This window comes from Micromonospora sp. NPDC050695 (genome assembly GCF_040654415.1).
Taxonomy (GTDB): domain Bacteria; phylum Actinomycetota; class Actinomycetes; order Mycobacteriales; family Micromonosporaceae; genus Micromonospora.
In genome coordinates, this window is sequence record NZ_JBFAHZ010000001.1 from 309139 (window position 1) to 326336 (window position 17198).

The 17198-nt window shown below is 72.8% G+C and carries 12 protein-coding genes and 1 pseudogene; 6 read left to right on the forward strand and 7 right to left on the reverse strand.

What is annotated here, in order from left to right; genetic code table 11:
* Window positions 1-66: 66 nt before the first annotated feature.
* The 3 genes from AB0H52_RS01545 to AB0H52_RS01555 form a co-directional block, all read right to left on the reverse strand.
* The gene (locus tag AB0H52_RS01545) at window positions 67-1629 is read right to left on the reverse strand and encodes a metallophosphoesterase (RefSeq protein ID WP_151491452.1); all 1563 of its coding nucleotides are present in this window, start codon (window positions 1627-1629) and stop codon (window positions 67-69) included.
* Between the two features lie 61 nt (window positions 1630-1690).
* Window positions 1691-2863, reverse strand: a complete 1173-nt coding sequence (locus tag AB0H52_RS01550) for a PQQ-dependent sugar dehydrogenase (protein WP_278123817.1) — start codon at window positions 2861-2863, stop codon at window positions 1691-1693.
* A 71-nt stretch (window positions 2864-2934) separates the two neighbouring features.
* Window positions 2935-4752 (reverse strand): SpoIIE family protein phosphatase, encoded by a 1818-nt coding sequence (locus AB0H52_RS01555; protein WP_357944493.1) that lies wholly within the window; start codon window positions 4750-4752, stop codon window positions 2935-2937.
* 186 nt (window positions 4753-4938) lie between these two features.
* Here AB0H52_RS01555 and AB0H52_RS01560 point away from each other — a divergent pair, with 186 nt between their 5' ends.
* The gene (locus AB0H52_RS01560; RefSeq protein ID WP_151491455.1) at window positions 4939-5865 is read left to right on the forward strand and encodes a 2-hydroxyacid dehydrogenase; all 927 of its coding nucleotides are present in this window, start codon (window positions 4939-4941) and stop codon (window positions 5863-5865) included.
* On the opposite strand, the gene AB0H52_RS01565 is transcribed toward AB0H52_RS01560, so the two are convergent.
* Window positions 5859-6251 (reverse strand): PH domain-containing protein, encoded by a 393-nt coding sequence (locus AB0H52_RS01565; RefSeq protein ID WP_151491456.1) that lies wholly within the window; start codon window positions 6249-6251, stop codon window positions 5859-5861. The genes AB0H52_RS01560 and AB0H52_RS01565 overlap by 7 nt on opposite strands.
* 218 nt (window positions 6252-6469) lie before the next feature.
* Between AB0H52_RS01565 and AB0H52_RS01570 the strand changes: the two genes are divergently transcribed.
* Window positions 6470-8881, forward strand: a complete 2412-nt coding sequence (locus AB0H52_RS01570; RefSeq protein WP_357944496.1) for a GGDEF domain-containing phosphodiesterase — start codon at window positions 6470-6472, stop codon at window positions 8879-8881.
* Window positions 8882-8900: 19 nt separating this feature from the next.
* On the opposite strand, the gene AB0H52_RS01575 is transcribed toward AB0H52_RS01570, so the two are convergent.
* Entirely contained in the window at window positions 8901-9920 is a 1020-nt protein-coding gene (locus AB0H52_RS01575; protein ID WP_151492674.1) for a LacI family DNA-binding transcriptional regulator, read from the reverse strand.
* A gap of 114 nt (window positions 9921-10034) precedes the next feature.
* Here AB0H52_RS01575 and AB0H52_RS01580 point away from each other — a divergent pair, with 114 nt between their 5' ends.
* The 3 genes from AB0H52_RS01580 to AB0H52_RS01590 all read left to right on the forward strand — a co-directional run bounded on the left by AB0H52_RS01580 (window position 10035) and on the right by AB0H52_RS01590 (window position 14650).
* A complete protein-coding gene (locus AB0H52_RS01580) occupies window positions 10035-12479 on the forward strand; it encodes a glycoside hydrolase family 2 protein (RefSeq protein ID WP_151492673.1) in 2445 nt (814 codons plus the stop codon).
* Between the two features lie 147 nt (window positions 12480-12626).
* Window positions 12627-12965, forward strand: a complete 339-nt coding sequence (locus AB0H52_RS01585; protein WP_151492672.1) for a metalloregulator ArsR/SmtB family transcription factor — start codon at window positions 12627-12629, stop codon at window positions 12963-12965.
* Window positions 12962-14650 (forward strand): SulP family inorganic anion transporter, encoded by a 1689-nt coding sequence (locus AB0H52_RS01590; protein ID WP_151492671.1) that lies wholly within the window; start codon window positions 12962-12964, stop codon window positions 14648-14650. Before AB0H52_RS01585 ends, AB0H52_RS01590 begins: the two co-directional genes overlap by 4 nt.
* 147 nt (window positions 14651-14797) lie before the next feature.
* Here the strand turns inward: AB0H52_RS01590 and AB0H52_RS01595 are convergent.
* Window positions 14798-15085: pseudogene (locus AB0H52_RS01595) on the reverse strand (RloB family protein); the annotation flags it as partial.
* 187 nt (window positions 15086-15272) lie between these two features.
* Between AB0H52_RS01595 and AB0H52_RS01600 the strand changes: the two are divergent.
* On the forward strand, window positions 15273-16055 hold the full coding sequence (locus tag AB0H52_RS01600; RefSeq protein WP_357944501.1) for a transposase family protein: 783 nt from the start codon (window positions 15273-15275) through the stop codon (window positions 16053-16055).
* A gap of 344 nt (window positions 16056-16399) precedes the next feature.
* Here the strand turns inward: AB0H52_RS01600 and AB0H52_RS01605 are convergent, their stop codons facing one another.
* A complete protein-coding gene (locus AB0H52_RS01605; RefSeq protein WP_357944516.1) occupies window positions 16400-17188 on the reverse strand; it encodes an ISAs1 family transposase in 789 nt (262 codons plus the stop codon).
* Between the last annotated feature and the right edge of the window lie 10 nt (window positions 17189-17198).

Consider the following 17198-nt stretch of genomic DNA (forward strand, 5'->3'; position numbering starts at 1 on the left):
TGTGCAGACCGTGACCCCGCCGTGTGCACACCGGTCGGCTCCGGCTCGGCGGGCGGTGGCCGGCCCTCAGCGGGTCGGGGTGGGGGTCACCGAGGCGGGCGCGCCGGCGTTCGGGTCCTGCACGATGTGGCGTTCCAGGTTGACCTGGGCCTGGCCGGTGCCGCCGACGGTGATGTCGTCGTACGCCTGGAGCATCTTCTGCTGGTCGAAGTAGAGCACCGTCATCGACAGCGGGGTCGGCTTTTCACCCTCCAGCCCGCGCAGCCCGGCCCCGCCGGTGGACCCCTCCACGAACAGGGCGGTTTGCTGCTGGCCGGGCACCTGCGGCAGCTTGGAGACCTGGCGGGCGTGGGTGTGCCCGGCCAGCACCAGCGGGCAGGTGCCGGCGAGCGGCCCGGCCGACGCCGGGTCGTGCACCAGCGCGATGTTCACCGGCTGGGGCGAGCGGCGCACCGTGGCCGCGAGCTGCTCGCCGACACCGATCACCTGGTCGGCGACCTGCTGGGTCAGGCCGCTGCCGGCGGGTGAGGTGTTCTTGTCCGGGGTGAAGCGGGGGTCACCGATGCCGGCGATGGTCAGCCCGGCGACCGTGGTCGTCGAGTTGTTCAGCACTATCGCGTTCGGCTGGCGGGCCACGGCGGCGCTGGTCTTGCCCGAGTCGTGGTTGCCCCGGATGAACACGTACGGCTTCTTGAGCAGACTGATCGAGCCGACGAAGGACGCCTCCGGCTCGCTGCCCCAGTCGGTGATGTCCCCTGTGTCGATCACCACGTCGATGCCGAACTGCTCCACCACCGTGCGGATCAGCTGCCAGCCGGTCGGGTTGAGGTGCATGTCGGAGACGTGCAGGACCCGGGTGGTGCCGGGCGCCGGTTCCAACACCGGCAGCGCCGACACCGTCGTGTAGAGCTGGCTGACGTTGCCGACGATGCGTTGCAGCTGCTCGGCGTACTTCGTGTAGTCGTTGGCGATGCGCCGGGCGTCACCGACGATGGCCGGCGCGTTGACCAGCAGACCTTCGTAGCGCGGCTCCTCGATGGCCTGCGGGCGTAGGGTCGCCGCCGCCGTGCCGAGGCTGCCGGCGGTGACCAGCAGCGCCAGACCGCCGGCCCAGGCGGTACGCCGCACATCGCGGAAGATCATCCCGGCCAGGATCAGGGTGACGAGCACCGCCGAGGCGAGGGTTCGAAGGCCGAGCCGCATCACACCGGTGCGGACGTCCTCCACGGCGCTCTGGCTGGCTCGGCTGATGCTCGCCGGGTCGTCGAGCAGCGCCTCGGTGCGCCCCTGGTCCAGCGCACCCAGCCGCACGGTGAGGTGGGTCGGCCCGCTGTGGCTGTCGAGCAGCAGCGCGCCGAGCGGCGGCACGTCGATCGTCGTCCCGCCCTCGCTGGCCGGGGCGAGGGTCAGGTTGGCCCGGAACGGCCCGATGTCGGTGTCCACGTGCCCGCCGGCCAGCACTCCGAGCACCGCCCCGGCCAGACCCACGGCGAGAACGGCGAGGATCACCCCGGTCCGGCGCAGCGGCCCGGCCCGTCGGCCCGTCGGCCGTGCCGGGACCACACCGGTAACCGAGATGTCGTCCCGGCCCTCGGCGTCGTCGTGCTGCTCGTCGCGCTGCCCGTCCATGCTGAGATTCTGACCTGCCCGTCGGGAGATCTTGGCAAACCTGAACGGATGGTGACGAAGGTCAGCTGCGACCGCCGTCGCCGCCGGCGAACACCACCCGCAGCAACCGGTCGTCGTCGGCCGCCGGATCGCCCCGCCCGTCGTGGTTGGAGGTGCTCACCCAGAGCGACCCGTCCGGCGCGGCGGCCACCGCGCGCAGCCGACCGTAGCGGTTGGTGAGCAACTCGCTGGGCTGGCCGAGCAGCGTGCCGGTGTCGGTCACCTCCAGCGCCCACAGCCGCTTGCCCCGCAGGCAGGCGGTGACCAGCAGTTGGTCCGCGGCGGCCAGCCCGGAGCAGGACGCGTCCGAGGTCGCCCACTGGGTGATCGGGTCGGTGTACCTCCGGTCGCCCGCCCGCCCCTCGACCTCCGGCCAGCCGTAGTTGCCGCCCTTGGTGATCTGGTTGATCTCGTCCCAGGTGTTCTGGCCGAACTCGACCGCGTACATCCGCTTGCCCGCGTCCCAGGCGAAACCCTGCACGTTGCGGTGTCCGAGGGACCAGACCGGCGAGCCGGGGTACGGGTTGCCCGGGGCGGGTTTGCCGTCCGGGGTGATCCGCAGGATCTTGCCGCCGAGGCTCTTCGCGTCCTGGGCGTTGGGGCGTTCGCCGGCGTCGCCCGTGCTGACGTAGAGCTGCCCGTCCGGGCCGAAGCCCAGCCCGCCACCGTTGTGCACGTTGGCCTTGGGGATGCCGGTGAGGATCGGGGTCGGCTGCCCTCCGAGTTGCAGCCGGACCACCCGGTTGTCCTGCTCGGCGGTGTAGTAGACGAAGAGCGTCCGGTCCTGGGCGTAGCCGGGGGAGACGGCGATGCCGAGCAGGCCACCCTCGCCCGCCGCCGCCACGTCGGCGATCGTCTGCACCACCCGGACCCGGAGCCCGTCCGGCCCGGACTCGGGGCCGACCTGGAGGATCCGGCCGTTGTCCCGTTCGGTGACCAGCGCGCCGCCGTCCGGAAGGAAGGCGATGCCCCAGGGCACCCGCAGCCCCTTGGCGAGTACGGTCGCCACCGCCTGCTGGCCGGCGACGCCGGGGCTCCCGGAGGTCGACGGGGTCGGCAGGTTGGGCGGCTCACCGGCCGGGTCCGGCTCCGGCTCGCCGAAGCTGCAACCCGCGGTGAACAGCAGCGCCGCGCAGGACGCCGCGACGACCGCCCGGAGGCGGCGGATGCGAGGGTACGGGGGACGGGCGCTCACCCGGCCCAGGGTATCCCGCCTGACGGCCGCACCGGGCCCGACAGGTGTCCACGGATCCCGGGCGGGAACGCTCAGCGGGCCCGCACAGCGAGCAGGGCGGTGTCGTCCTCGCGGTGCTGGATCGAGTCGAGCAGCAGGTCACACAGCTTGTCGAGGGGCACGTCGGCGGTGCCCTGCACCCGGTTGACCAGCTCCGCCAACCCCTCGTCGATGGACCGGTCCCGACGCTCGATCAGCCCGTCGGTGTAGAGCAGCAGCGTGTCGCCGGTGGCCAGGCTGGCCGAGTGGCTGGACCGTTGCGAGGGCCGGGCGAGGCCGAGCAGTGGTTCCGGTGTCGCCGCGAGGGCCTCGACCGTGCCGTCGGCGCGGACCAGCAGGGCCGGTGGGTGCCCGGCGTTGGACCAGGTCAGCTCGTGGACGCCGGCGCGTTGGGGGCAGATCCGCACGAGCGTCGCGGTGGCCGCGATCGGCAGCCGCAGGCCACGGATCGCGCCGTCCAGATGGGTCATCAGCTCCCCGACCGCGTCCGGACGGCCGAACGCGTTGCCGCGTACCAGGTTACGCAGCTGACCCATGGTCGCCGCGGCCTCGATGTCGTGCCCGGCCACGTCACCGATCGCCGCGATCAGGTCCCCGTCGGGCTGGACGAAGGCGTCGTACCAGTCGCCACCGACCTCCACCCGATCGGCCGCCGGCTGGTAGCGGGCCGCCAGCTCCAGCTCCGCCACGACCGGCAGCCTCGGCAGCATGCTGTGTTGCAGGACCTCGGCGACGTGCCGCTGCTCGCCGTACATCGAGCTGTTGCCGATGGCCAGGCCGGCGCGACGGCCGATGTCCATCGCGGTGAGCAGGTCGCGGTCGTCGAACTGCTGCCGTTCGACGGAGTTGACCAGGGTGATCGCTCCCAGCACGGTGCCGCCGGCCGCGCGGACCGGCACGCTCAGGTAGGAGGCGATGCCCAGCTGCCCGGCGATGGCGCGCATCTCCGGATTCGTGGTGCCCCGCGACACGTCGGCCAGGGACGCCGCGCTGCCGAGTCGGGGCTGACCGGTGCGCAGCACCGTCCGGATGATCGACTCGGGGCTCAGGCCGGTGCGCAGCAGCTCGGCGAACCTGTCGACGTCCGCCGTCCGGGCCGGGTCGCGGTGCACCGCGACGACCTCGCGGGGTTGCCCGGTCGGGCCGACCAGGGTGAGCAGGCACCAGTCGGCCAGCGGCGGCACCATGGTGGCGGCGAGCCGGCGCAGCGCCACGCCCACGTCCAGCGTGTCCGCCAACGTCTCACTCACACCGGCCAGCAGTTCCAGCCGCTCGTGCGCCTGCACGACCCGTCGGCGGGCCTCTTGCGCGCCGTCGAGGGCGATCCGCAGCCGCAGCTCCGACGAGCAGGCGGCCGCCAGATCCGCGAGTGTCCGCAGCTGCGCGGCCGACCACGCGCGGGGCTTGTGGTCGATGGCGCAGAGCGAGCCGAGCACCCGGCCGGAGAGGTCGGTCAGCGGCATGCCGGCGTACGCGACCACACCGAGGTCCTCGATGGCCAGGTTGTCCCGTACCCGTGGGTAGAGCCGGGCGTCGGGCAGCACCAGCGGCACCTCGATGTCCACCACGTGTTGGCAGAACGAGTGGCTCAACGGGGTCTGCCGCCGCTGCGACCACGGCTCCGGCAGGCCGACCGCGCCGGGAAAGAACTGCCGGTCGGCGGAGACCAACGACACCAGCGCGACCGGGACGTCCAGCAGGTCGCTGACCAGCCGGGCGAAGCGGTCCAACGCCTCGTCCGGGGCGGCGTCCAACCCGGTGTCGGCGAGCGCACGCAGCCGCGCCGGATCGCCGAGCGCCGCGGGTGGGCCGGGCGTACGGCGAGGGCTGGCGGGGGAGCCGTCGGTCATCGAGAACCTGTCTGCCGGGGTGGAGGCCGACCGGCCCTCCGACCCTTCGTTATACCTCGTGCGGGCCAGGACCGAACAGCGGTGTGCCGAGTCTCGCCCGCCCCGGCGTCGCGCGCCATCCCTCGCTCCGCCCGTTCGCCGCGGTGCCCGCGCGGGTCGCCACGTCGGGGGCTATCGTCGGCGGACGTGAAGGTATGGATCCCGCACCAGGCCGGCCTGGACCTCATCGGTGAGCTGCCATCGGACGTGACGGTGGAGGTCGTGGAGCACGTCGACCGGCTGCCCTCGGCGGTGGCCGACGTGCGGTTCTGGGTGCCGCCGTTCCTGGGCGGCTCGGACTCGACGGCGTTGGCGCGCGAGCTGCCCGACCTGTCGGTGGTGCAGCTGCTCTCGGCCGGTGCCGACGCGTGGGTGGGACGCACACCGCAGGGCGTGACGCTCTGCGACGCCCGGGGCGTGCACGACCCGTCCACGGCCGAGTGGGTCGTCACCGCGATCCTGGCCCAGCTGCGGGCGTTCCCGGCCTTCGTGCGGGCGCAGGCCGATCGCCGGTGGGCGTACGACGGGATCACCCCGACCGACGAGCTGACCGGCAAGCGGGTCCTCATCGTCGGGGCCGGTTCGATCGGCACGGCGGTACGGGACCGGCTCGCGCCGTTCGAGGTGACCTTCACCCTGGTCGCCCGCACCGCCCGGCCCGAGCAGGGGGTGCATGGTGTCGAGGAGCTGCCGCGGCTGCTGCCCGAGGCGGACGTGGTGGTGGTGATCGTGCCGCTCACCGACCAGACCCGCGGTCTCATCGACAAGGAGTTCCTGGCCGCGATGTCGGACGGGGCGCTGCTGGTCAATGCGGCCCGGGGGCCGGTGGCCCGCACCGAGGCGCTCGTCGCCGAGCTGGGCACGGGCCGGATCTCGGCCGCGCTGGACGTCACCGATCCGGAGCCGCTACCGGCGGACTCGCCGCTGTGGACGATGCCGAACGTGCTGCTCACCCCGCACGTGGCCGGTTCGGTGCGGGGGCTGCTACCCCGCGCGTACCGGCTGGTCGGCGATCAGGTGCGCCGGTTCGCCGCCGGCCAGCCGCTGATCAACGCGGTGGTCGACGGTTACTGACCGGGCGTCTCGGCTGTCTCGCCCGGCAGCGTCTGGCCGGTGGCCGACACCAGCCGGGGCAGGTCCACGCCGCGTACCGCCGGCAGGGTGACCTGCCGCCCGTCGTCGAGCCGGGCGACGGCCCGCCCGCGCGGGTCGGTGGTCAGCTCGACGACCTGGTCCCAGTCGATGCGACGCTGCCCGGTCAGGGCGCGCAGGCGCAGCCCTCGGGCGTCGGCGTCGGTGCCGGCCCGCCAGGCCCACACCGCGACCCCGAGCGGGACGAGCAGCACCGGCAGCAGGTAGCCCCGCGCGTTGGCCAGCGGCAGCGCGCCGATGAAGGCGATCACCGCGGCGACCAGGATGGCTTGGTTGTACCGGAAGCGGACCGTGTCGGGCTTACTCACCCTGCGATGATCCCACCCCCGGCGGATCCGGGTCCCGGCGGGCGGTGCCGGGGCGGCCCGGTTCGCCGTACAGTGACACAGGTCATTGTTCCCGCCGGATGGCCAGCGCGTAACCGATTCGACCGCCGGTCGTTTCCAACTGGTGGGCAGCGGACCCGCAACGTCCGATGCCCCGCACCGCCGCACCGCCCCCGTGCCCCCTCACGAAGGCGACCGCCGTGCTCCTCGCGTACCCGTTCCGCCTCCACGTCCCCCGCCGCGCCGTGCCGGAGGCCGCCGTCTCCACGGCGGTGTCGCTGCTCGTCCTCGCCGGTGCCGCCGATCTGGTCCCGACCTCGGTGGTCATCGCCCTGGCCGGCGGCGCGGGTGCCACGCTCGCCGGTGTCCGACTCTCCCGGCTGGCCATCCGGCACCCCACCGACCCCATGCCCGCCCCACCGTCCGGGCGGGCGGCCGGCGTGCGGCTCGACGCGGCGGTGGTGGTGGCCGGGCTCGCCGCCGCCGTCCTGCCGCTGGTCACCGACGGGCACCGCACTGCGGCACTGCTCGGGTTGCTGGTGGTGGCGCTGCTGTCGGTGGCCGGGCTGCGTCGGCTCCCCGGACGGCAGCGACCCCCGGCCGGGCTCCGGCTGCGCTCGCTGATCGAGGCGGCCGGCCCGGCCGTCGGGCTGACCCTCGCCGGCTGGCTGCTGCTGCCCGACGACGACCTGCCGGTGCCGGCCCGGCTGGTCACCGCGCTGGTGCTCGGCGGGTTGGGGATGGCCGCGATCAGCGCGTTCACCGGCCCGGACCGGCGATCGGGTCCGGCGGTCTGCCGGGGTGGGCTGCTGCTCACCCTGTTCGGTCTGGCCCTGTTGGCGGCGCTGCCACCGGGGGTGACCGGCCGGGCCGCACTGCTGGTCGTACCGCCGCTGGTGCTCGGGATGCTGCTCACCGCGCTCGGCGCGGCCGCCTCGGTGGGTGCCGCCGGCGCCCCGCCGACGGCGGACCCGGCGTGGCCCCGGGCGGTGCTCCCGGCCGCGGTGGTGCTGCTGGCCGCGGGCCTGCACGTGGGCGCCGGCCGGGCACCGGACCGGACGAGCGTGCTGCTGGCCCTGGCCGCCGTGCCGCCGCTGGTGCTGCGCGAGCTGCTGCGCGGCGGCGACGCGGCCACCCCCGAACGAACCGCCGCGCACCGGCGTCGTGCCGGTCGCGCCGTCCGGCACCGGCGGGCGGCGCAGTCCCGCTGGCTGGGTGCCTCGGGCCAGTCGCCTCCGCCCGGTGCCGATCGGCTCCCGGCCGACGCCACCGCGACCGGGCGCGACGGTGCCTCGAACGGCCTCGACACGACCTGGCCGTCGGAGGGCGGCGCCACCTGGTCGACGCTCGACCGGCGAGCCGCTCCGGCGGGTGGCGGTGGACCGGGGGACCGGGCGGCCCTGCTGGACGCCCTCGCCGCGATCGGCGACGTACCGGCGCCGGCCGGCGCGCTGCTGCTGGTCGACCTGCACGGCGGCGACGTGCTCGGCCCGTCGGCCCGGGAGGACCTGCTGGCCGAAGCGGTCGCCCGGGCCCGCGCGACCGTGGCCCCGAGCGACCTGGTCACCGGGTGCACGGGTGCCGGGTTCGCGGTGGTCACCGCCGCAGGACCGGTGCTGGCGTACGCGCTGGGCATCCGACTGCTCGCCGCGCTCATCCCGCCCTACCTGCTGGGCGGCTCGGCCGTGCGGGTGCAGGCGAGTATCGGGTTGGCCGAGGTGAGCGGGGCCGGGCCGGCGGACGTTCTGCGCCAGGCCGAGCTGGCGCGCCGGCGGGCCGTGCAGCTGGGCCGGGACCGGGTCGAGTGGTACGACGCGTTCCTGGAGGAGCAGCTGGTCCGCCGGCTCGACCTGGAACGCGAGCTGCCCGGTGCGGTGGCGCGCGGCGAGCTGGACCTGGTCTACCAGCCGGTACTCGACCTGGCCGACCGGCAGCCGGTGGGCGCCGAGGCGCTGCTGCGGTGGCGCAGTCCGGTGCTCGGCACGGTGCTTCCCGCCGAGCTGCTGCCGGTCGCGGAGGACCTGGATCTGATCGGTGAGCTGGAGTGGTGGGTGCTGGACCGCGCCTGTCGACAGTTGGCCAACTGGTCGGCGGGTGTCCGGGAGTTGTGGATGGCGGTCAACGTCACCACCCGGGAGCTCACCACGCCCGACTTCGTGCAACGCGCCGCGGCCGTGCTGGCCGCGTACGGGGTGTCGCCGGAGCGGCTGGTGGTCGAGGTGTCCGAGCCGAGGATCGCCGCCGACCTGTCGACCGTGGTGGCCCGGTTGGCCGGGCTGCGGTCGTTGGGCGTCCGCACCGCCCTGGACGACTTCCGGGCCGAGCACGCCTCGCTGGCCCAGCTGCGCCGGCTGCCGATCGACCTGCTGAAGGTAGGCCCGGAGCTGGTGGGCGCGCGGCCGGACGGGCAGCCGCCGCTGATCGACGTGGTGGTCAACGTCGGCGAGCGGCTGGGGGTGGAGATCGTCGCCGAGGAGTTGGAGCTGGCCAGCCAGGTCGAGGGGGCGCAGCGGGCCGGCTGCCGGTACGGGCAGGGCTTCGCGCTGGCACGCCCGGCGACGGCCGAGCGCGTCGAGGCGTACTTCGAGGAGTTCCCGTCGGCGTCCCGCTGACGGCCCGGGGTGAACCGGTTCACCTCTCCCGGGGCGGAGCTGTACTGCCGCGCGGGGTCAGGTGCGGCGTCTCGTCCTGCACCCGGCTGGCGGGCTGCCCGGCGATGACGGCGAGGAGCTGGCGGGCGGCGTGTGCGCCGTACGCGGGGATGTCCCGGCCCAGCGCGGTCAGCGGCGGGTGCACGAGTCGGCAGAGCGGCGAGTCGTCCCAGGCCACGATGGACAGGTCACCCGGCACGGTGAGCCCCATCTCCTGTGCCACGGAGAGCCCCGCGATGGCCATGACGTCGTTGTCGTAGATGACGGCGGTGGGGCGCTGGGCGGAACTGAGCAGCCGGCGGGTGGCGCGACCGCCCTCCTCGCCGGTGTAGTCGGACGAGACGGTCACCGCGTCGACCAGGCCGAGTTGCCGGCACAAAGCCGCGAAAGCCTCGGTGCGGGACTCGGTGTGCCGCAGGTCGGGCAGGCCACCGACCCGGGCGATCCGTCGGTGCCCGAGCGCGACCAGGTACTCCACGGCCTCGGTGAGTGCGGCCGCGTCGTCGGACCAGACGCTGGCCAGCTCGCCGGTGCCGCCGGGCCCACCGATCACCACGGCCGGCAGCTGGAGCTGTTCGAGTGCGGGGATGCGCCGGTCGTCGGTGCGCAGGTCGCAGACGAGCACCCCGTCGACCCGGCGCTCGCCCCACCACCGCCGGTAGACCGCGATCTCGGCGTCGGGGTCGGCCACGACCTGGAGGGTCAGCGCGTACGAGCGGGCGGAGAGTTCGGCCTCGACGCCGCTGATCAGCTCCATGAAGAACGGCTCGATGCCGAGTATGCGGGCGGGCCGGCACAGGGCCAGGCCGACGGCCTCGGCGGTGGCGCCGGAGAGGGCACGCGCGGCGCTGCTCGGGCTGAAGCCGATCTCGGTGGCGATGGCCAGGATGCGCTGCCGGGTGGCCTCGGAGACGCCGGGCTGCCCGTTCAGCGCGTACGACACGGCACCCTTGGACACTCCGGCGCGTCGGGCGACGTCGGCGATGGTCGGCCGCTTCACCGGCGTGCTCCTCTGCTGCTGGGGGCGTCGATCGGCCGTTGACAGTTCAGGTATCGAACCATACGGTGGGCGAACTTATCCGGTTCAGTCAAGCCTGCGAGAGGGCGGTAGGTCGTGAGTGGACAGGCGCTCCAGCACGGGTGGATCCTGCGGGCGGCACCCGGAGCGCAGGTGCCGGACGAGATCGCCGGGCGGGACGTGCCGGCGACCGTGCCCGGTTGCGTGCACACCGACCTGCTCGACGCCGGGCTGATTCCCGACCCGTACCTCGACGACAACGAGCTGGCCCTGGCCTGGATCGGGCGCACCGACTGGAGCTACCGGACGCGCTTCGCGTACGCCACCGGTGACGAGGACCGGATCGACCTGGTCTGCGCCGGCCTGGACACCGTCGCGACCATCAGCGTCAACGGTGTCGAGGTCGGCCGCACCGAGAACATGCACCGCAGTTACCGCTTCGACGTCCGGTCGCTGCTGCGCGACGGCGACAACGACCTGATCGTCACGTTCGACTCCGCCTACCGCTACGCCGAGGCGCAGCAGGAGCGGCTCGGTGACCGGCCCAACGCCTACCCGGAGCCGTTCCACTTCATCCGCAAGATGGCCTGCAACTTCGGCTGGGACTGGGGCCCGACGCTGGTCACCGCCGGCATCTGGCAGGAGATCGGCCTGCACACCTGGTCGACCGCCCGGCTGGCCACCGTCCGGCCACTGGTCACCGTGGACGGCCGCGACGGGCGGGTCGAGCTGCACGTCGAGGTCGAGCGGGTCGCGGACATCCCGCTGACCGTCCGGGCCGCCGTCGCCGGTGGCAGCGCCGAGGTCGTCATCCCGGCCGGGCAGCGCACGGCCGTGCTGACCGTCGCCGTCCGCGAGCCCGCGCTGTGGTGGCCCCGGGGGTACGGCGAACAGGCGCGCCACCCGCTGGAGGTGACCCTGCACGCGCCGGACGGCGACACCCTGGACACCTGGTCCCGGCAGGTCGGCTTCCGCTCGGTACGACTGGACACCACGCCCGACGAGCACGGCACCCCGTTCGCGCTGTCGGTCAACGACGTCCCGGTCTTCGTGCGCGGGGTCAACTGGATCCCGGACGACGTGTTCCCCACCCGGATCACCCGCGACCGGCTGGCCGGACGCTTCGACCAGGCCGCCGAGGCCAACGTCAACCTGTTGCGCGTCTGGGGCGGCGGCCGGTACGAGTCGGAGGACTTCTACGACCTCGCCGACGAACGCGGGCTGCTCGTCCAGCAGGACTTTCTCTTCGCCTGCGCCGCGTACCCGGAGGAGGAGCCGTTCGGCAGCGAGGTCGCCGCCGAGGCCGCCGAGCAGGTGACCCGGCTGGCACCGCACCCGTCGCTGGTGCTCTGGACCGGCAACAACGAGAACATCTGGGGCTGGCACGACTGGGACTGGCAGGAGCTGCTCGCCGGGCGTACCTGGGGACGCGGCTACTACCTCGACGTGCTGCCCCGCATCGTCGGCGAGCTGGACCCGACCCGCCCGTACTGGCCGGGCAGCCCCTGGTCGGGCACCGAGACGATCCACCCCAACGATCCGGCGCACGGCACCACCCACATCTGGGACGTGTGGAACACCGACGACTACACCAGATACCGGGAGTACGTGCCGCGCTTCGTCGCCGAGTTCGGCTACCAGGCGCCCCCGGCGTATGCGACGCTGCGCCGGTCGATCTCCGACGAGCCGCTGGCGCATGACTCGCCCGGGATGGCGCACCACCAGAAGGCCGCCAACGGCGACGCGAAGCTCCAGCGCGGGCTGGACGCGCACCTGCCCGCCCCGGCCGACTTCGACGACTGGCACTACCTCACGCAGCTCAACCAGGCCCGGGCCATCCAACTCGGCGTGGAACACTTCCGCTCCCACCGCGGCGTCTGCGCGGGCACCATCGTCTGGCAGCTCAACGACTGCTGGCCGGTCACCTCCTGGTCGGCCGTCGACGGCGACGGACGCCGCAAACCCCTGTGGTACGCGCTGCGCCACGCGTACGCCGATCGGCTCCTCACCGTGCAGCCCCGCGACGGCGGCCTGGCCCTGGTCGCGGTCAACGACGGTGGCACGCCGTGGCGGGCGTCGGCCTCGGTGACCCGGGTGAGCCTCACCGGCGAACCGCGGGCCAAGACGACGACGGAGCTCGACGTCCCCGCGTACTCGGCGGTGACGCTGGCGCTGCCGGCGGAGCTGGCCCGGCCGGACGAGGCCCGACGTGAGCTGCTGGTCGCGGAGGCGGGGGAGAGCGCCGAGCGGGCGCTCTGGTTCTTCGCCGAGGACCGGGACGTGGACTGGCCGGCGGCGGCGTGGGACGCGACGGTCGAGCCGGCCGACGACGGTCAGCGGGTCCGGGTCACCGCCCGGACGGTGCTGCGCGACCTGACGCTCTTCCCGGATCGGCTGGACGCCACTGCCGCTGTGGACAACGCCCTGGTCACCCTGCTGCCGGGTGAGTCGGCCACGTTCACGGTGCGAGCCGACGGTGTGGTGGACGAGGCCGCCCTCACCGCCCGCCCGGTGCTGCGCTGCGTCAACGACCTGAGCTGACGTCCCGAGATCGCGCTCGATCCATGAAGTAGTGGCCTCCCTGAACGAGGAGGCCACTACTTCCATGTTCGAGCACGATCATCACGGGCGCGGCGTTGAAGATTTCTTCAAGTGATAAAGTCTTCGTGTCGACCGGGAGGGATGCTCATGTCGGTGCCGCTGTACCAGGCGAAGGCCGAGCTTTTCCGTACCCTCGGGCATCCGGTGCGCATCCGAGTGCTGGAACTGCTCCAGGACGGTCCGAAGCCGGTCCGGGACCTGCTCGCCGCGATCGAGGTCGAGGCGTCGAACCTTTCCCAGCAGCTCGCCGTGCTGCGCCGCGCCGGAATGGTCACCTCACACCGCGACGGCCCCCTCGTCATGTACGCGCTCAGCACCCCCGACGTGGCCGACCTGCTGGCCGCCGGTCGACGGATCCTCGGCGCTGTCCTGACCGACCGGGACGCCCTCCTCGACGAGCTGCGCGCCACAAGCGGCAACCGGTGAGCGTCGCCATACTGGCGGCCCGCGAACGGGCCCTCGGCCTACTGCCGGGCCGAGCCGACTGGGCAGCCGTCCGCCGCTCACCGCGCCGCGACCTGCTGGCTGGGCTCACCGTGGCGGTCGTGGCGCTGCCACTGGCCCTGGCATTCGGCGTCACCTCCGGGCTGGGCGCCCAGGCCGGGCTGATCACCGCCGTGATCGCCGGCGCGGTGGCCGCCGTCTTCGGCGGCTCCAACCTCCAGGTCTCCGGGCCGACCGGGGCGATGACCGTGGTGCTGGTGCCGGTGGTGCAGCAGTTCGGAGCCACCGGCGTGCTCATGGTCGGGGCGATGGCCGGCCTGGTGCTGATCGCGCTCGCCGTGGCCCGCCTGGGCCGGTACGTCCGCTACCTGCCCACCCCGGTGCTGGAGGGCTTCACCGCCGGCATCGCCGTGGTCATCGCCCTGCAACAGGTGCCCGCCGCGCTCGGTGTCACCGACGCGCACGGAGAGAAGGTCTGGGCCGTCGCCGCCGACGCGGTCGCACGTTTCGTCGTACACCCGAAGCCGGCCGCGCTGGCGGTGGCCCTCGCCGTCGCGGCACTGATGCTGTTGGGTGCCCGCTGGCGGCCCGGCCTGCCGTTCTCGCTGCTCGGCGTGGCGGCCGCCACCGTCCTCGCCGAGGTTGCCCCGGTCGACCTGGTCCGGATCGGCGTGCTGCCGCAGGACCTGCCCGCGCCCTCGCTCGGCTTCCTCGACCTCGGCGCGCTCGGCGTGCTGCTGCCCAGCGCGCTCGCGGTCGCGGCGCTCGCAGCCCTGGAGAGCCTGCTGTCCGCCACCGTCGCCGACGGCATGACCGTCAGCGAGCGGCACGACCCGGATCGGGAACTCTTCGGTCAGGGGCTGGCCAACCTCGCCGCCCCGCTCTTCGGCGGCATCCCAGCGACCGCCGCCATCGCCCGTACCGCCGTGAACGTCCGCGCCGGCGCGGCCTCCAAGCTGGCGGCCCTCACCCACGCCGTCGCCCTCGCCGCCATCGTGCTGGCCGCCGCGCCGTTGGTCGGCCGGATCCCGCTCGCCGCCCTGGCCGGCGTACTGCTGGCGACCACGGTCCGCATGGTGGAGGCCGGCTCACTGTGGGCGCTGGCCCGCGCCACCCGGGGCGACGCGGTCGTGCTGGTCCTCACCTTCGCCGTCACGGTGATCTGGGACCTCGTCACCGCCGTGGCGGTCGGCGTCGGCGTCGCCGTGGTGCTCGCCCTGCGCGCGGTGGCCCGCAGCGCCCGCCTGGAACAGGTGCCCCTCGACCCCGGTGAACACAGCGCCGAGGAGCACGCGCTGTTCACCGAACACATCGTCGCGTACCGGCTGGATGGGCCGCTCTTCTTCGCTGCGGCCCACACCTTCCTGCTCGAACTCTCCGAGGTCGCCGACGTTCGGGTGGTCATCCTGCGGATGTCCCGCGTGACCACCATGGACGCCACCGGCGCGCACGTCCTCGGTGACGCGATCCGACGGCTGCGCGGACGCGGGATCACCGTTCTGCTCTCCGGCATCACCCCCGCCCACGAACAGGTGCTGACCACGCTGGGAGTGGCCGACGACCTGCGCCGCGAAGGTTTGGTATTCCCCGACACCCCGGCCGCGATCCGGCACGCCCGGGGGGCCGCGCTCTCCGCGACAGCCGACCCGGGCGAGCGGCGGGTCTGAAGGAGGAGTCTCCGGCAGACCCGCCGCTCGTCGACGCACCGCCGGTCAGGGACGGGCGCGGTTCGCCGCCGCCGAGCACCGGTACCCGGCGCAGCGCGTCGGCTCGGAGCGCTCAACTGACGTCGACCGCTCCGAGCGCTACCACTGTCAACGAAGCGCCAGCGCCAACCGCCAAACCGCGGTTGAGGGGTTGGCGGCAGGCGGAGGGTCCAGCGTCTGCGCTCGTTCGATGGCGGCGTCGATGCCGTTGCGGAAGTCGTCGAAGTCAAGCCGGGTCTTGTCCCAGTTGGCGAGGTATTTGCGAAGCAGTTCTTCCGCCCTCTTGGCGCTCTCCAGGTGACGGGCGCACGAGCCCAGGTGCAGAATCAGCCAGACTTCGAAGCAGGGGTTCGACCAGAGGAGATTCACCTCATGTCGTCGCGCTTCTCGCTCTGATAGCTCTGGTGGGTAGTGGTCGACGTCGCAGACGACGTACGCCTGGTCGAAGTCACTGAGCCTTTTCCAAGCTGATCTTGCAGGTCAGGGCGGGTGCGGGTGCGGTGGGCCCGGTGATCGATGGGTGCGAGGCTCCAGGTAGGACAGCTGTCGACCAAGACTCGAAGCCCCCATCGGGAGCCTCGCCATGCTGTCCTACCCCGCCACGATTCCGTTGTCCAGCCGCACCCTGAACCACCTGGCCGAACGCATCCGCGGTCACCGTCAGCAGCGCCGATCACGATGGCGCCGCCTCGCACCCGGCCGGCAGGCGCTGCTGGCTCTGGCCCATCTCCGTAACGGCGACACCTACACCCGACTCGCGGCCGGCTTCGAGATCGGCGTCGCCACCGCCTGGCGCTACGTCCAGGAGGCGATAGCCCTGCTCAGCTCGGCAGCCGACGACCTGGACACCGCGATGCGACGCATCCGGCTACTGGCGTACGCGATCCTGGACGGCACGCTGATCCCGATCGACCGGATCGCCGAGCAGAAGCCCTACTACAGCGGCAAACACAAACGCCACGGTGTGAACGTGCAGGTCATCTCCGACGCCGCCGGCCGGCTCGTGTGGGCATCACCGGCACTGCCCGGTTCGGCACACGACCTGAGCGCCGCCCGCCATCACGGCATCATCGACGCCCTGACCAGCGCGGACGTGATGACCTTCGCCGACAAGGGCTACCAGGGCACCCACGGTAGTGTCCGCACCCCGTTCAAGCGGCGCCGCTTCCGGCCAAAGCTGTCACGCAGGCAGAAGGCCGTGAACCGGGCCCACGCGAAGATCCGCGCCCGCGGAGAACGAGCGATCGCCACACTCAAGACCTGGAAGATCCTGGTCAAGCTGCGATCCTGCCCACGCCGAGCCACCGCGATCGTCCAGGCCATCCTCGTCCTGCACCACGTCGAAGCGAACCGCCACGCAGGATGAAAATGGCTCATTATGAGCGCCCTTACCGAACTCGTCGCCGGCCGCCCCTGGCTACCCACCGCCGCAGCGACCACCTGACTAGTCACGGGGTGTCAAGGGTCGGGCCACTCTCTGGCACATCGAAAACAAGATCCATCACGTACGCGACGTGACGTTCCGTGAAGACCTCCACCAAGCCCGGACAGGCACCGGACCCGCCGCCATCGCAACGCTACGTAACACCGCGATCGGCTGGCACCGCACCACCGGCGCGACCAACATCGCCCGAGCCACCCGCCAAGCCAACCGCCGATCACACCACGGCCCCGGCGTTGTTCGGGAGTGTCCGGTTTGATCATGGTTTGTTAGATGCCGTAGACGGCGAAGGTGTCGGTGCGGTCGTGGAGGTCTCGGCGGGCGTGGGCGATGTTGGCGCGTCCGGCGAGGCGGAAGGTGTTGAGGGCCAGGTTGCGGAAGCTGGCCAGGGCTCGTGGGGCTGTGCCGGTTCTGAGCTGGGAATCGTCCTCTCGGAAGGTCACGTCCCGGGGCCAATGTAGACGGTTTTCCACGGCCCAGTGTCCTCGGGCGTAGGCGTTGAGATGGTCCGGGCCGGCCTGGTCGGCGCCGAGGCTGACGATGCCGTGGATGATTTCCTTGCTGGTGCGCACGCCGTCGAGGTCGCCGGTGTCACGGCGCAGCCGGAAGACTTGCCGGGCGCCGGGAAACAGTGTGTCGTCGCAGGCGGCGACGCGCAGGGTTCGGCGTTCGGTACGCCCGTGTCCCCGGTCCTGGTCGACGTCGGTGTGGTCGATGAACGCGGTGTCGGTGCCGGTGAGTAACGCTTGGGCGGCGTGAGAGGCGAGGGGTTGATTCCCCTTCAGGATCAGCAGGTAGTGCGCTTTCAAGGTGCCGGTGATCAGGCGGGCGGTTTTCTTCGTGGTGTGCAGCGCGTCGAGGGTGAGCATCATCCCGGCGACATCAAGGGGTGTCAGCAGTTCGGCGATCACCGCGTTCTCGCCGCGTTTGTCGGGGACCTGGCGTTGGCCCAGGATCACCGCTTCGTGGTGGGTGATCGCGGCGACGAGGAACACCTGCCCGGCCTCGGTGCGGGTGCCGTGCAGCAGTTTCCCGTCGATCGCGGCGGCGGGTAGCAGCCCGGCCGGT

Excerpts from the sequence above, each read along its gene's own strand:
- AB0H52_RS01545 (WP_151491452.1), bottom strand. The coding sequence starts at position 1,629 with ATGGACGGGCAGCGCGACGAGCAGCACGACGACGCCGAGGGCCGGGAC.
- AB0H52_RS01555 (WP_357944493.1), bottom strand. The coding sequence starts at position 4,752 with ATGACCGACGGCTCCCCCGCCAGCCCTCGCCGTACGCCCGGCCCACCC.
- AB0H52_RS01585 (WP_151492672.1), top strand. The coding sequence starts at position 12,627 with ATGTCGGTGCCGCTGTACCAGGCGAAGGCCGAGCTTTTCCGTACCCTC.
- AB0H52_RS01600 (WP_357944501.1), top strand. The coding sequence starts at position 15,273 with ATGCTGTCCTACCCCGCCACGATTCCGTTGTCCAGCCGCACCCTGAAC.